We start from the raw sequence: 14535 nt of genomic DNA, 5'->3' as shown, positions 1-14535 counted from the left end.
TTCTCTCTTCTTAATGCAATGGTTTTGAGGCATTCTACCCTATTTTCGTGCATTCTAGCGGTTCTTAATTCGCCTACTATTTTTCTCCGTAAAGGTCTCAGCTTTTTTCAGCAAGCCCTATGTACTACTTTATCCGGGATGTACCCAAAAGAATATTTGACCACCGCGATTAAAACTAGGGTAAAGACGACGAACCCCCATTAACGTAAAGGGATTGTATTCAGCCTGGGCAATCAAACCATACCAAGGATAAGGAAGCCAAGTTGGATCGGAAGGATCGGGGGGATTATAAATTTCATGAGTGATGCGAACATAATCCCCTTGAATTGTTTGGGAGAATTGCCAATCTTTAGAGGCTATAATCAGGCTATTTTCAACCCATTGAGGCATGATTAGTCATCCCATAAAATACCTGGAAGAACTAAAAGCAAATCTTGTTCTTCCCTAATAATTTCAGCTTGACGTGCTTCATACTCTTGATCACCAAAATACTCATCTAAAATTTTATCAGTGACAGGAATAGCCAGCCCGTTATTATTGGCAGGAACGATGAAATTATATCGTTCACCATCAGATTTTCCCTTATTTAAGATGTCATAATAAACAGGGAAAAAATCTGGATGATTTGCATCTGGAAGAATAAGATTGCTCATGTTAAGTTTTAAGGTGCTGTATCATCAATTGTTTCCCAAGCCCCAAGCATTACACTCCAACCGGCATTTTGTGCTTTTTCAATAATGGAGAGTTTAGGACTAATAAAGGTTGCACGAACCCTTCCATTAATTCGTTTGCTTGCCCTGGGAGGTTTAGGGTCGTTGGCCCCCCAAATTAACTCAGGAATGTCATTTGCTGAAACAGCCTTGATGCCTAAATTTGTAGTAACGGCAGCCGTTGTGTCATTAAATAAGTCTTTTTGCATATTCCACGCATATTTAATGGTTGTACCACCAACCCCAGGGAGTTCAACGTAAACAGTTTTAAAGTTCGCTGAACTGCTAATCCCCCTTGTTGCAATTTGGGGTGGACGTACCATATAATCGTCATTGGCTCGTAGTGCTTTGGCCTGCGCGTCGCTTGCCCAGCTTGACATTGTGGAATAACCGCCAGCCGTATTAATTTTAGTTACCTTGTGGGGTTTGGGAGAGTTAATACCGTAAATAACCCCTACAGTTGTTTTTGACTCAGTAATTCCAAGCTCTACTTTTAACGTAGTAAAAATTTTGTGACGAGTACGATAGCCATAAAGTAGCGATCCCGGCCCATGTTGTAGGGTAACGTAGCATTTAACGCTATTAGGAACAGTAGTTTTAGCCATTATTTTATCCCTTGAGGATTGAATTAGTTATTAGATTTGATGTCAAAAAAAGACGAAGGTGGGTTATTGACCTTGAAGATTTGTTGGATCAGCTTCGATTTGAGCACGAAGGGAGCGAGATAATGGGAGTTGATAGGTCGCAGGGTCAAAAGTCCCCATTCCTTGTGCACTAAAGGCTGCTAATTCGTCGCCATCAGCAGCCGTTAAATTAACGGTGGTTTGAGCTTTTTCCCCAAGTTCCATTAAATTCCAAACGGCTTTAACAACCTTGGGGTCAGTTAATCCGGTATAGGTTTCTCCTGTTAATGCGGTTAAGCTGACAGTTACATTACCAGAGGCGTAAGCAAAGACGGGGGTTGCTGATTCATCATTAAGCTGTTCAAAGGTTAAATTCGTAATTTTAGCCATGATAAAAATCTCCTTAAGAAGAACTTGATTAGTCTGTGATTCTTCTAAAAATCATGACACTTGCAACCCCCAAAAAGCAACCACTAGAACACTATTAGGGGTATAATGGGCGTCATCCGTGTCAACTTAAAGGAATGGGTTCCCAAATTTGTTGATTGAGAGCGGCCTTTTCTCGATGTCGCTTTCTCTCAGCTTTGACCAAACCAAATAACTTAGCACGTTCAGCCAGATAGGTTACTGTATCAGGCTTTTCTCCTCTAGCAATAGCCTTCGCTACATAGTATAGACTCCGAAACACCATCTCTACTGAGATTTTTTCTTTCGGTTGATTTAGAGCAATCGCCACTTCCCCTACCAATTGATTTAAGACCGTATAGAAAATCAAAGTGCAAATAATCTGGATTTGGACACCATTCTTATTACCTACCCATAAATAGGCTAGTCCTAAAAGTCTTTTCGTTAATAAAAAGGCTTCTTCGATTGTCCATCGTCTTCGATATAAATCACAGACCTCTTCGGCGGACAGTTGTTCGGGAGACAACACATTTGTTAAATACTGATACCAGATTGTTCCCCATAATACTGAGACTAATCTCACCGGATGCTTGCAAGGATTAGAACGGTAATTTCCCATAATGATAATCTCATCTCTGTAATGACTACCTTGAGACAATACTTGTTTGGTTTTGTAAGATGTACCCGCTCTAAATCTGGTTAGAAAAAACTTTTTAGCTTCTGTTAACAAATCAAACCACACAAAGCTAAAAAATCCCATATCTACGAGAATTAAACCATTTTCTGGTAATTTAGCTGCCAATTCTTCACACCATATTTTATCATTTGATTTATCATTTTCTGTGTACCATAAAGTAACGGGTCTTTGGGTAAAGGCTTCCACTACCATCATTATTTTACCCCCCAATTTACTCTTTTCTTCTTTACTTATTTTCATATTTTTCCTTATCTGCTCTAGCGTTGAGCCATCTGCTATCCACACTGCACTAAACTTTTCTCTTATTTTTTCCCATTTTTCTCCTACTTGGAGCTTCTTCCCTTTTTCGGCTGCTTTTTCTAACACTCCTTTTAGTAATATTGCAAATATTTCGGCTGGCACATTCATCATTCTTTTTGATACTGCCTGTTTGCTTACTTTTAATGATGCTACCCATAGCAATCCCTCTTCCTCTAACAGTCTTACCGCTTCACTTATACCCGCTATTTGACGATACACTATACTTAACACTAATGCCACCATTACTGGTAAATTTAATACCCTATCTCTCATCATTTTCTCATGAGTTCCCTGTAAATATTTTAATGGTGTAAACATTGTGGGTTCTAGTAATTCAAACAACTCTTTTGTTATTTCAGGGATTTCTACCCCTGGCTGATTTATCTTACGACGTAAGTCTGGGTTTCCTTTTCTCCGAGGATGTTGTCTTGCCATTTGTTTTTTGCTCACTTTTTTATATACTAACCTTTTTTTCAGCCTACTCTTACTTCCGCCTGCTTTTAGGCTAATCTTTTGTGAGTAGGCATTTTGGCTTAAGTTGACACCAATGAATGGGCGTACGCCCAGAAATTAAGTGCGTACTGAAATGAATCAAAAGCAGTCCACTCTCTACAACCTACTGCAAGGAAAAACACGCAAGCGACTGGCTAGAAAAAAGTGGCGATTAGGTAAAACCTTCCAGTACGCGCCTAACGCTAATCTAGTGCGACGATTATCTAAACAGTTAAATATTTCTAAAGACGATGTTCTGGATCAACTCAACGACTTGAGGGAGTATCTATTAAAATATCCCCAGTATTATTAGCCGTTTGGCCCTGGGGTTGTAAATAGTTCCTGTATGGTCTTCTCAAAGTTATCTGGTTTTGTTTCACGGTAAAGGGGAATCTTAGCTTCATTGCTTGTATAAATCCCTGATCGAGTTGCAATGCCGTTCTCTTCATTTAAGATCGCCATTTGGTTGACAATCACAACTTCCCAAGGAAAAGCTTGTCTAGGGGTTTTGTAGCTTTTTTTATCATATTTTTTTCGACTTCCTTTTTTAATTTCGTGTTTAGAGTTCCAAATATTTTTCTCATAATCCTGTTCAGCCTTGGAAAATTGCAGTAAGCCTTCAATTAAATCTATGCCTTCATCCTCAGTTCGGGCATAACATCTTATAGGATTATTGTCTGGTAAAATTGCCTCTACCAAATAAGGCCCCCAATAATAGCCATTTTCGCCCCCGACTGCCATTTTAAGCGTGTTCCAATTATCTACTTTTGTGCGGTCAATGTTATAGATATTGATATATGTTGGGTCTTTCTTTTTATTCTTGTCACTTGAGAAGATAAACTTCATGTAGGGCAAACCAGGAGTCGTAATGGTGTTAGCAATGGGTTCACCGCCCACTAGTAAACCCAAGTCTTTTTCTTTTAGCATTTGATAATTATTTTTCTGTGTAATCAGACTTTGCTTAATAAATTCCTCTGGACCCGCGACAATAATTTTAGAGCTTGGATCGTTTCTATTTAACAAAACTTCTACTACCCTTTCTTGTCCTAATTGCTGCCTTTTTGCTAGTTTTTGTTCCATTATAAAGTTATCAACACCGCCAGCGACTACATAACCAGCATTAATACAAGATTCTCCTAAAGCATCTACAAATTCTTCTACAAATTCCTTTAAATTCCCCTCAGGTAACGATTCTATACTATCTTGAATAGCTCCGGCAATTGTCCAAGGCTTATTCCCCTTATTCCCCCAAGTCTTGGCTGCTTCTCTCACATTGGGAAAAGCCTTAAAAACTAAATCAATAGCCCCTCCCTAACAAGGTGTCAGCATCGCCATTAGCAGCCCTTTTAATTAAAGCTCTTATTCCCATAAATAAATGAGCCGCCGCTTTGTTCATTTGTTGCCTGGCTCCCATCTGCAATAGTGCGCTTAATTCTCCTGTGATCTCGTCAAAAGCTTCCTCACTTAGGGCTTGCTGAAAAAGTCAAAAAACGAAAGAAATGTGGGTTAGGGAAGTATGGACTGAAAAAGCATAGATAACTTATCCTTATAGAAACAAATCAAAATATAGATTTTGTTTAATCTATTGTTCCTTTCTGTCTAAAAAGGTCAACACAAATCACTCCTCACAAAAGAGAGGAAAATTAACACCATTTTTCACAAGAAAAACGACTCTACAACTTTTTACTTTTTGTCTTCTGAAGTAGAGTAGAAAGATTCATTACCAAAAAGTTCATCGCAATTACCGTTTCCGAGGTCTCAGGTAGTTTGGCCATCACTCGACCAAGACTAAATTTCCTCTTTCCCTGTCCGAATTTACCCTCAATGGCATTACGCACTCTTTCATCTGAGCGTGCCTCTTTCTTTTTTTCTTTGCTCACCTCTTTCGGCGGTCTTCCCAATCGGGGACCACTCATTCTTATATCTGACTTTTCCCGTTAAGTGCGGATTGCAAGCTGCCAGCCTTGGCAAAGGTCATGCAACTTCAACCAACCGCGCCAAAGGACTTGGATACCGAGAGGAGTTTTACGACGATGTTCAAGATAACCACCAAGAAAAGCAACAGACTCGACAGCCCAAGCAACAGTCAAAATAGGGGGAAGTTTTTGAGAGGCGGCTGCTTTTAACACCTGAAGTTGAAGAGGATTAAGAATTTCAATCGCGAGAGCATCGGGCTGGGTACGATGAAGATAAGTAACGTGTAAAAGTTCAACAGCAATGACACTTAAAAAACCCAAAAGAGTTTTCATTCCATCAGAGGCAAGTCGATAACGCTCACTCTGACAACCAGACTTAAGGACTTTATGAAATTCTTCAACCCGCCATCGGTAGGTGTACCAACGAAGAATAGTGACAGCCATCTCAATAGTCTCAACAACTTCTGTAGTCAGAAGCATCCAAGATAAAGGAGTTTCGCCTTCGGGACAATCGATTTCTGTCGCATAAACAGCATAGACATTCAACGGGTCACGATTATCAAAACGATAGGGAGTTCGTAGATTAACTGAGCAAAATCGGACGGCAAGCTTAACCTTCCGTGCTTTTCTTTTTCCTGTACTCGGAATCTCGATTTCTTGATGAAAACGAATCGGTTCTGATTCCAAATGTTGCCAAAGTCGTTCACTATTTTTGTCTAAACTACGATTATGAGACGCTCTGACCAGCACTCCTGTATGCTTGAGTTGACGCACTGAGTCAAAGACTTCTGAAACATCTCCTTCTCTGTCAAATACATGAATTACCCTCGTTGAACTTTCTACCTGTTTCTCACAGGTGTTTAGAGCCTCTACCCATTTGTAGGATTCTTTTTCCTCAAATGGTCTTTGACGAGCTGCTTTTCTTTGTTCTTTCTGTCTTTCTTTTTTCTGCTTCGCCGTTTCATCTGTTGGGGGCTTTTCTTTTACCTCCCTATTCCACAGTTTTTGCCATAATAAACCTAATACTTGTCCTTTTTCTGGCTCAATTGCTAAAGCACTATGCAGTATTAATCCATTCCCTCCTTTTCCAGTCGGCCCATACCCTTCCCTTTTTTCCTTGATATTGCGATAATCTAAGAAGGTCGTATCTCCGACTGATAGCATTATCTTATATTCTTCTACGGCGGCAGTTGTCATTTCACAGTGCGGCTCTATTATCTTGACAAAGTCTGTTTTCGGATTCCCAAAAATTCATAGGCCCTCTTTAACTCGTTTCCTCCCTTAAACACTTCTGATAAGGCTTTTCCAAACCCCTCACTTAACTTTTTCCCAATCGAGAAGGCACGATTGTTTAGCCTCTCGTCTCCCAATTCACAACTGGCAAAGTTTTTTGTCCACCATTCCAACATTTTTTGACCTGCCCTTTAAGATTTTCTCCATTTTACAGTCTCATACTCCCTTCATCCTTTGTTTTTGAAATTTGAACGATAAGCGGGATGATGGCTTCAGAATATTTTTTTCCTGTCAAGAGAATCATTACTCAAACCCTTGCCAGATAAAGCCTCTAGAAGTTTGCATTGCTGGATTTTGGACTTAACGGGAAAAGTCAGATTCTTATATCCCTTTCTTTACAATAAGCTCGATTCGCTTTTGTTCGATAGATTTTATCCACATGAACCGATTCCGGATAACATCCTGTTTCCCTTTTATATTCTTCTATTCGCGCTTGTAAATCTCCCGATTCGTTGTAATTATCCCAACTTAATTTGTCTAAGAAGACAAAGCCATTCACATTACTTGCCGATATTTTAGCTCCAAACTCTACTGCTTTTCCCGCTTTTCCACGCACTATTGGACGCACGTGAGGTTGGCTTACACTCACAATTCTGTTTTCTACTTTATTTGTCTTTTTTTCATACATTTCTAACTGTTGCTCATACACTTTTCCTATCGTTACAAGCTCTTCTTGCTCTTTTTTCGTTAGTTTTTCTAACTTTGCTCCCTCTTCTATCATTTTTTCTATATCAGACAAGTTTCTTTTTATATATCCTAGTTGTTTTTTTGTTCCTTTTCTTCTTTCTTTTTTTGACACACGACGTTTTTTTTCTATGGCTAAGTACTCTTTTCTTGCCACTTCCCTATAAGTCCTCGGCTTTTCTTTCCTTTTCTCTTTTATTTCTTCATACAGCTTATCTATTATTTTTTCTGTTTTTTCTCTGGCATCATTCAATATTCCTATATCCGTTGGATATTTTATATCTGCTGGTGTACAAGTCGCATCTAACAATAACTTTCCTTCATTTTCTTTTTTTTCTGACGCTACACCCGTCGCTTTTTTTCTATTTCTTTATTAATTTTATTTATTAATTCCATTCCTATTTTTTTACGAAAATGAACCATCATTGACGCATTAAATGCTTCTTTGCTACTATAGCTTTCCATTCCTATAAAGTACTGTAAATAAGGGTTCTCTTTTATTTGTTCTACTGTTTCTCTGTCACTTTTTCCTGAAATTTCTTTGATAATTAATGCTCCTAATGCCATTCTAAATGATTTGGCTGGGGCTCCTTTTTTTTCTGTGAAGTTTTTTGCATATTCTTCCTCATATTCTTCCCAAAGAATCATTTTTGACATTTCTATCCAACGATTTTCTTCGTCTAACTGCCCGCCGAACAGATTTTTCAAGTTTTCTGGTGTTTCAATTGAGTACTGTTGTTTTCGGTACATCTGCTTTCTCTCTTCTTAATGCAATGGTTTTGAGGCATTCTACCCTATTTTCGTGCATTCTAGCGGTTCTTAATTCGCCTACTATTTTTCTCCGTAAAGGTTTCAGCTTTTTTCAGCAAGCCCCACTTACATCTTGTAAGACATGGAGCATCATCGCCTCATTGACCGTCCCAATGAGCAAGCTAGGCACTACTCCGCAAAGAAACCACCCCGCCGCAACTCCTAATGTTTCACCTAGTTGTCCATACCAGGAAAGCTCCGCCGCCGCGATCGCCTGCTCAAATTCCTCATCAGACGTTTGCCAGTTAAACGTGAACAGGAATTGCACTCCCCCCACAAACCAGCCAAAGATAGCCTGCCAATTTATACTATTTAACCAACTAAGCACCGGACGAACAATGGAGTTTTTGTAGTCTCCTAACGCAAACGAAACTGGATCCCAAAGATCTTCCTTATTAGAGGGCCCAATAATGCGAATACCCTTAGCTGCTTCAAGGGGGATATCAAGCCCGCCCTCTTTAAAGTATTTAGTTGTGATTATGCTACGAATAGCTTGAGCTTTTGGGGAGCATCTCACCTTTGCAATAAGTAGAAATACTTAACGAGGTAAATGAAAGAGTCAAAAAAGGTAATCATTTAAATAGGAACAGCGATGACGAAGGACTTGTGGTACATTGTCAGAATTCCAACTCGCACCAGTAATTTTAAGACGATGACCAATTTGTTTAACTTGAGATTCGACAGAGCCAGAGCCAATAGAAATGCCCTCTGCCTGCAAATAACCATAATTGACAATCCGATGTTTATGCTTGTTTAAATAAATGATAAAATTCTCAGCTTGAGGCTCTGACCATCCCTCAAAACAGGAGATAGCGGCATCCACTTCACCCGTCCAAAGAAAAGACTTGACCTCCTCAATTCGCTGGAATGACCCCCCAACTTTATAGAGGTTTTCAATTAAGTGATACCAGTCCAAAATTTCAATTCGCTCATGTTTCTGTCCTATCTCACGAAATAAGTTCCAGATACCATCATGTCCATCTCCCAAACAAATTAAAGGCTTAGCCAAAATTTGAGAATTAACCAAATCTAATAAAGCCGAGTTATCTTGAAAAAAGGCAGCTACCCCCAATTGATGAAAACTGACTCCTTTATAATCACGCCAAATTAAGGGTTCTCCCTTGGGAGTTCTGAGTCGTACCTTCCCACCATCTATGCTAATTTCTTCGACTTCTGTGTTAGAGGGTAATTCTTCAAAATGATAGCGATGTACAAGCAGGGCGAACGCATCTAAAAATGATACAGATACAAGAACATTATAGAGGGATGGATAAGGGAAAATAAGGGAAAGTGCATAGAAAACAAAAGCGATGAAACTCCGACCCAAATATAGACTGGTAGAACACTTTGCCGAAATAGATGACCCTCGCATCGAACGAACAAAACGGCATAAACTCATTAGACATCTCCATAATACTATAAAATCGACAAATATGCTATAATCATAGAAATTTAGACAGGAGTAACTATGCCTGAATACATCTATATGTGGGCTTATATTCAAAAACAGCCTCAAGAAACAAAGAGGTTGTTAGGAATAGAGTACCCAAAATTATTAGAGCTTATAACCTATGGCAAATTACTTAAAAAAGAATTTGAAGAAAGCAAAACCACACTGATTAAAGCAGGTGGTGGAAATAAACCGAAATTATCAGAGGAGGAGCAAATAGTTTTAATGCTAGTTTACTTAAGGCATTATCCGACCTTTCAGCTACTAGGAATAATGTTTGAAATAAGTGAATCGTCTGCCCATAATATATTCAATTATTGGCAGTCACTATTCGGAGAAAATTTACCAGCAAGTCTATTTGAACAACTAAAAAAGTTGCCAGAAGAAATAGAAAAAGTTAAAGAGGAGCTAATCCAACATGAACTAATAGTGGATGCGACAGAACAACCAGTAGAAAGACCTTTAGGGCAGGAGGCACAAAAACCATACTACTCAGGTAAACAAAAAAGGCATACCTCAAAAAGCCAAATAATCATTTGCCCAAAAATCAAGGAGATTGTGGATGTTGTGATAGGAGAAATAGGTTCAAAGAGCGATGTACAAATATTACGTCAAAGATTGGCTAAATTCCATCAAGAACAAGGCTTTCTAGGTGATAAAGCCTACGAGGGAGAATTCCAATTAACAACACCAAAAAAGAAACCAAAGGGGCGAGAATTAAGCAAAGAAGAAAAAGAAAGAAATAGTTGGTTATCGTCTCGACGAGTAGTGGTTGAACATATGATTCGATTGCTCAAAGTATTCAAAGTGATGCAAGAAAAATTTAGACTAAGAAAGGGAAGATATAAGTCATTAATCTCAACAGTATGTGGATTGGTGAGACTAAGGATAAATGCGCTGATATTAAGCATTATAAAATGTAGCGAATCAGGGCAGGTAATTGAGGTAAAGATGAGTCATTGTTTTTTGCCAGAATTGAATTTGGAGGTCTGAAAGCCCTGTAAACTCGTCTATGTACCAAGAAGTCTACTGAGTCTAGATTTAGCTACACTGCTTGCTAGACTAGGCTTTCCAGTTTTTGGAGATGTCTATTGATATTCTAACGATTGCCATCTTAGCCGTCATTTGTGGAGCAGAAGGTTGGGTAGCCATGGAAAGTTTCGGCAAGGCTAAACATCAATGGCTAAAAAAAATTTTGGAATTGCCGAATGGCATCCCCTCCGACGATACGTTTGCGCGTGTATTTGCTAGTCTGAATCCAGAGCAATTTCAAGACTGTTTTCTGCATTGGGTCAAAAGTATAGCGGAGGTAAGTGAAGGAGAAGTGATAGCGATTGACGGCAAAACCCTTCGCCACTCCTATGACAATGCCAACGGAAAGGGCGCAATTCAGATGGTAAGTGCATGGGCAACAGCAAATCGTCTAGTACTAGGACAGTGCAAGGTGGAAAGCAAATCGAATGAAATCACGGCGATTCCTAAACTCCTGAAAATGCTAGAGGTCAAAGGTTGTATCGTAACGATTGATGCCATGGGAACTCAGACAAAGATTGCCCAACAGATAGTAGGGCGAGGGGGAGATTATGTTTTGGCATTGAAAGGCAATCAAGGTAATTTATGTGAGGATGTTGAACAATTATTTGCTCATGCTCAATCGGTTAATTTTGTGGGAATTAAGCATGATTTTCATCAAACAATAGACAAGGGACATGGACGGATTGAAATTCGCCGTTGCTGGACGATGGAACAAACAGAATTTTTGCTGGGTGCGGAGAAATGGGCAAAGTTGACGAGCATCTGTATGATTAAAGCGGAGAGACGATTGAAAGACAAAACAGAGTATGAGACTCGCTACTATATCAGTAGCCTGCCGAGTAATGCTCAAAAATTATCCCAATCTGTTCGTAGTCATTGGTTGATAGAAAACTCTTTACATTGGGTTCTAGACTTGGCCTTCAACGAGGATGCTTGTCGCATTCGTAAGGATTTTGCTCCTGAGAATTTAGCCGTCTTACGCCATATCGCTCTTAACTTGCTCACAAAGGAAAATACTCTGAAACTTGGTATCAAGAATAAACGGCTACGCGCTGGTTGGGACGAGGACTATCTCCTTAAGGTTTTACTCGGATAAGATGCGTTTGCCCTGGATGTACAAGGCGTTGTTGCGTACTGTGAGAAACAGCAATTCCCGTCAATGATTGGATTTTCTTAGCTGCTTTTTTATAAGACTCATCGCCACTCAGTAGCAAACAGTTCTTCTCTAACATTGGACTCATCTGAGTTCGAGGCTTTAGTTCTAATTTCTTCGCTTGTTTTTCTGTAATGGGCAATTCCCCCAAAATACTTTTTACTGTTCGTATCCGACCGGTGGTTTCCTCGGTACTTGTTTTGACAAAAAAATACCTATTTCTGGGTTGACATACTGAATCATTAAGTCTCTGACAGTCTCCTCTATTTCGCCCAAATTATTAAATGTTTTAACTTGAGATTGTTGATAGAGACATTCTCCCAACTCTTGACATAACTCTTGAATCCTTTTTTCATTTTCTGATAACACTGATAACATGAGATTGTTCCTCAATTGGGATAGATTTTGGAAAGTGGGTCTCGACTATTATACTCTCATTTCTTTTTTTGATAAAGTTCGATAAAGTTCAAAGTCTTATTTTTCTGCCCCATAAGTATTAATACTTATGGCATAAGTGAGATGCTCCCAATCAGACTGAAAAGCTTGTATAACATCAAAGTCATGTGTAAATAATTTCGTCTCATTACTTATGAGAATCCACCAATGCCCGACCTTCAAAACCCAGGGCCAATTCTTTAAGGTTAACCGTTTTCACTTTGAGGAGGGCGAGTAAGAACACGGCTAGGAAGGAGAGTCTGGCACCATGCCATCCCAAATAGGTTTTTAGAGCTTGTTTCAAGGCGTTATAAGTGCTTAGACAAAATTATTTATATGTAGCGATCCTTGTGTAGCAAGGCTTTCAGCTTTATCTAAAGGGTAATTCATTTTGCATAGCTACTTACTGGTTCATGTTTTTTTTGCATTACGTTCATCTTCCATGAAACCCCTTTCTCGTATACTTTTCAAGCTTTTTATCCTGTACTTAGATATTCAGTCAACAGAACCTTAATTTAATACCATAGCTCCGAAATTAAATCATAATGACCAGCTTGTTCTGGGGGGAAATCTCCTACTTCAATTCTGGCAATAATTTGAGGCAATGCCTGAATAAACTCGATACTACGATCTTTTGGATGCAATGTCCATGCCTTGGGATTGCTTAATGCTCCTCGAAAATAATGGGATTGCTCTAACTTTCTAGAAACCATAATTTCCCACGAATCAAAAGCTCCCTTGCCAGTTAAATTACTATAGAAAGCTTTCAGACTTATCGGTAACTGATTGAGCAACTGATTGCGATAAGGGCGCAAAACTATGGGTAAGGGTAATAATTCATCAAATCGTTTACGGTTAATGAGATAGGTACGACTACCAAAAAATTTGAATTTACAAAATCCCTCCCCATCTTTTATATAGGGAACACTTTGATAGATAGTGCCATCCTCCTTCGATGAACCCGGCAAAGGTTGAATTGACATCAATTCAGGATGATTTGCCATGAGTTTCATCCCTTCCTCAATCCAGGAGTAACCCGCTTGTTGATATAGCAGCATATCACTGTCAAAATGTAACATATAATCACTTTTGCAGTCTTCTATGGTAAAAATTGACCCTAGAATCGGATAGCCTTTATAATTATGAGTAAAAGGCAGGAAAGTACCAAAATGTTTGCGATAAACTCGCTGATGATAAACCGAGTCGTAATTAATATCAACAACTCGATTTACTACCCCTGCCTGTAAAAGTTCTGCTGTACGTTGGCGTAAATCCTCCATACTGCCAATCCCTGGGCGGTTGATTTTTTCTCCCGTCAAGGGGGCAGTGTCTACGGCTAAAACTCGCTCCTCAAAAGGAAAATTGCTCATCCTCACCAGATGAGGAATCGTGTGCATCAGAAAAGGAATATCTGTTCGTGCCACCAAAATCCAGAGGGAGCAACGGGGAATTTCTGTCAAAGTTACCTCTCGTTTGATAAATTTTGCTTCTAATTGTAATCCATTATACTCGTTTGTATAAAATACGGCTGATGTGAGATCAGCAATTCTAAATTTGAAAAATCAGGAGGAATTAGTGGCGGGCAGAGAGTCAAATGGCTCAAGCATAAAATCAAGAAGGTGTTGCCAGCTATCAAAGACAAAATAGGTAGTAAGAGTGCGTAAATGGGAAAAAAAGCATCTTCGAGTCCCTAAAAGTAGTCGGATACGTTGGTAGGACTCATCTAAAAGCTGTAAAACGGTGTGAAACAAGAAAGCCAGTAAATTTAAGGTGAGCAAAAAGGTAGCAAGATGGTGGTCACCATGTCCAAAATTGTGTTCTAGATGGTAGCCCTGAGTCTTAAGAGTATTATGGTTCTCATTTTCGGTTTTCCAACGAGAGCGAGCGACACTGACTAACTCAACAATGTTATCGGCTTGGGGAAAAAGGTCGGTAATCCAATCGTTGTGAAAGAGAACCTGACCGTCAGAACGGCGAGTAACAGTGACCTCAAACCAATGAGTATTGAGGGCGGCGGAACCATCTCTTAGGGGCAAGTGATAAGTCCAACGATAATGATAGTCATGCCAATCGCGACCATGACGACGACGCTCATGGAAAGAGTAAACTTCCCCAATCTTCTCGGCATAGTCCAAAAACTCATAGAGAGTAGGGTGAGATTCAGGCAAACAGACAAAAAGATAGTGAAAGTGGTTTTGAAGAGCCTCTTCGCACATCGGTTGACGACTATAGAGGTCATCCCCCAATCATAGTAACGCTAAACGGGTCAAAGAATTCTCGATGTCTGTGGAGCCAACGTTTTGCCGCCGCTACCTCACAGTCCTGTTTCTCGTGACCATCTTGAGGAGTAATAAATTCAGGGTCAAGACTAATCACTGCTTTTTGCTGAGGTGAGACAATTACCGGTAAGATTGCCGAATGAAAGTAAGTCACTGTCCCGTTTTTATGGGTTCGATGGGAACATTGCTCACAGTGAATATTTTGGGAGGAGAAATAGGCACTGGTATCGTCTAGCTAGAAGCTATAAACGTT

14 protein-coding genes and 6 pseudogenes are annotated in these 14535 nt (G+C 39.5%); 3 read left to right on the top strand and 17 right to left on the bottom strand.

Going from position 1 to position 14535, the window contains the following annotated elements; all coding sequences use genetic code 11:
* Nucleotides 1-129: 129 nt before the first annotated feature.
* The 5 genes from KA717_39540 to KA717_39520 form a co-directional block, all read right to left on the bottom strand.
* Nucleotides 130-390 (bottom strand): hypothetical protein, encoded by a 261-nt coding sequence (locus KA717_39540; GenBank protein UXE61369.1) that lies wholly within the window; start codon nucleotides 388-390, stop codon nucleotides 130-132.
* Between the two features lie 2 nt (nucleotides 391-392).
* Nucleotides 393-653, bottom strand: coding sequence for a hypothetical protein (locus tag KA717_39535; protein UXE61368.1), 261 nt, complete (start codon nucleotides 651-653; stop codon nucleotides 393-395).
* 8 nt (nucleotides 654-661) lie between these two features.
* A complete protein-coding gene (locus KA717_39530; GenBank protein ID UXE61367.1) occupies nucleotides 662-1315 on the bottom strand; it encodes a hypothetical protein in 654 nt (217 codons plus the stop codon).
* A 63-nt stretch (nucleotides 1316-1378) separates the two neighbouring features.
* On the bottom strand, nucleotides 1379-1723 hold the full coding sequence (locus KA717_39525; GenBank protein UXE61366.1) for a hypothetical protein: 345 nt from the start codon (nucleotides 1721-1723) through the stop codon (nucleotides 1379-1381).
* A gap of 121 nt (nucleotides 1724-1844) precedes the next feature.
* Nucleotides 1845-3170 carry an IS4 family transposase gene (locus KA717_39520; GenBank protein ID UXE64925.1) on the bottom strand — a complete coding sequence of 442 codons (1326 nt, stop codon included), beginning with the start codon at nucleotides 3168-3170 and terminating at the stop codon, nucleotides 1845-1847.
* Nucleotides 3171-3321: 151 nt separating this feature from the next.
* On the opposite strand from KA717_39520, the gene KA717_39515 reads away from it, so the two are divergent.
* The gene (locus KA717_39515; GenBank protein UXE61365.1) at nucleotides 3322-3540 is read left to right on the top strand and encodes a hypothetical protein; all 219 of its coding nucleotides are present in this window, start codon (nucleotides 3322-3324) and stop codon (nucleotides 3538-3540) included.
* Here KA717_39515 and KA717_39510 read toward each other — a convergent pair.
* The 7 genes and pseudogenes from KA717_39510 to KA717_39480 all read right to left on the bottom strand — a co-directional run bounded on the left by KA717_39510 (nucleotide 3537) and on the right by KA717_39480 (nucleotide 9146).
* Entirely contained in the window at nucleotides 3537-4499 is a 963-nt protein-coding gene (locus tag KA717_39510) for a hypothetical protein (GenBank protein ID UXE61364.1), read from the bottom strand. The two genes, KA717_39515 and KA717_39510, sit on opposite strands and share 4 nt — an antisense overlap.
* A 401-nt stretch (nucleotides 4500-4900) precedes the next feature.
* Nucleotides 4901-5161: pseudogene (locus tag KA717_39505) on the bottom strand (transposase).
* Between the two features lie 3 nt (nucleotides 5162-5164).
* Nucleotides 5165-6340, bottom strand: coding sequence for an IS4 family transposase (locus tag KA717_39500; protein UXE61363.1), 1176 nt, complete (start codon nucleotides 6338-6340; stop codon nucleotides 5165-5167).
* A 17-nt stretch (nucleotides 6341-6357) separates the two neighbouring features.
* Nucleotides 6358-6552, bottom strand: a complete 195-nt coding sequence (locus KA717_39495; protein ID UXE61362.1) for a transposase — start codon at nucleotides 6550-6552, stop codon at nucleotides 6358-6360.
* 200 nt (nucleotides 6553-6752) lie between these two features.
* A pseudogene (locus KA717_39490) lies at nucleotides 6753-7870 on the bottom strand (IS5 family transposase).
* Between the two features lie 112 nt (nucleotides 7871-7982).
* Entirely contained in the window at nucleotides 7983-8447 is a 465-nt protein-coding gene (locus KA717_39485) for a hypothetical protein (protein ID UXE61361.1), read from the bottom strand.
* A 42-nt stretch (nucleotides 8448-8489) separates the two neighbouring features.
* Nucleotides 8490-9146 (bottom strand): annotated as a pseudogene (locus tag KA717_39480) (ISKra4 family transposase).
* A 270-nt stretch (nucleotides 9147-9416) separates the two neighbouring features.
* Between KA717_39480 and KA717_39475 the strand changes: the two are divergent.
* Complete coding sequence (locus KA717_39475) at nucleotides 9417-10373, top strand: transposase (GenBank protein UXE61360.1); 957 nt, start codon at nucleotides 9417-9419, stop codon at nucleotides 10371-10373.
* A gap of 97 nt (nucleotides 10374-10470) precedes the next feature.
* Nucleotides 10471-11511, top strand: a pseudogene (locus KA717_39470) (ISAs1 family transposase).
* 16 nt (nucleotides 11512-11527) lie between these two features.
* Here the strand turns inward: KA717_39470 and KA717_39465 are convergent.
* From KA717_39465 to KA717_39445, 5 genes and pseudogenes are all read right to left on the bottom strand, one after another.
* Nucleotides 11528-11937: pseudogene (locus KA717_39465) on the bottom strand (ISKra4 family transposase).
* 223 nt (nucleotides 11938-12160) lie between these two features.
* Nucleotides 12161-12307: pseudogene (locus tag KA717_39460) on the bottom strand (IS4 family transposase).
* A 211-nt stretch (nucleotides 12308-12518) separates the two neighbouring features.
* The gene (locus tag KA717_39455; protein UXE61359.1) at nucleotides 12519-13463 is read right to left on the bottom strand and encodes a hypothetical protein; all 945 of its coding nucleotides are present in this window, start codon (nucleotides 13461-13463) and stop codon (nucleotides 12519-12521) included.
* Between the two features lie 102 nt (nucleotides 13464-13565).
* Nucleotides 13566-14249, bottom strand: coding sequence for a hypothetical protein (locus KA717_39450; GenBank protein ID UXE61358.1), 684 nt, complete (start codon nucleotides 14247-14249; stop codon nucleotides 13566-13568).
* Nucleotides 14239-14436 carry a hypothetical protein gene (locus KA717_39445; GenBank protein ID UXE61357.1) on the bottom strand — a complete coding sequence of 66 codons (198 nt, stop codon included), beginning with the start codon at nucleotides 14434-14436 and terminating at the stop codon, nucleotides 14239-14241. The genes KA717_39450 and KA717_39445 overlap by 11 nt, the downstream gene beginning before the upstream one ends.
* Nucleotides 14437-14535: the final 99 nt, after the last annotated feature.

The sequence above is a fragment of the Woronichinia naegeliana WA131 genome (genome assembly GCA_025370055.1).
Taxonomy (GTDB): domain Bacteria; phylum Cyanobacteriota; class Cyanobacteriia; order Cyanobacteriales; family Microcystaceae; genus Woronichinia; species Woronichinia naegeliana.
This window is presented reverse-complemented; position numbering and strand designations above follow the sequence as displayed.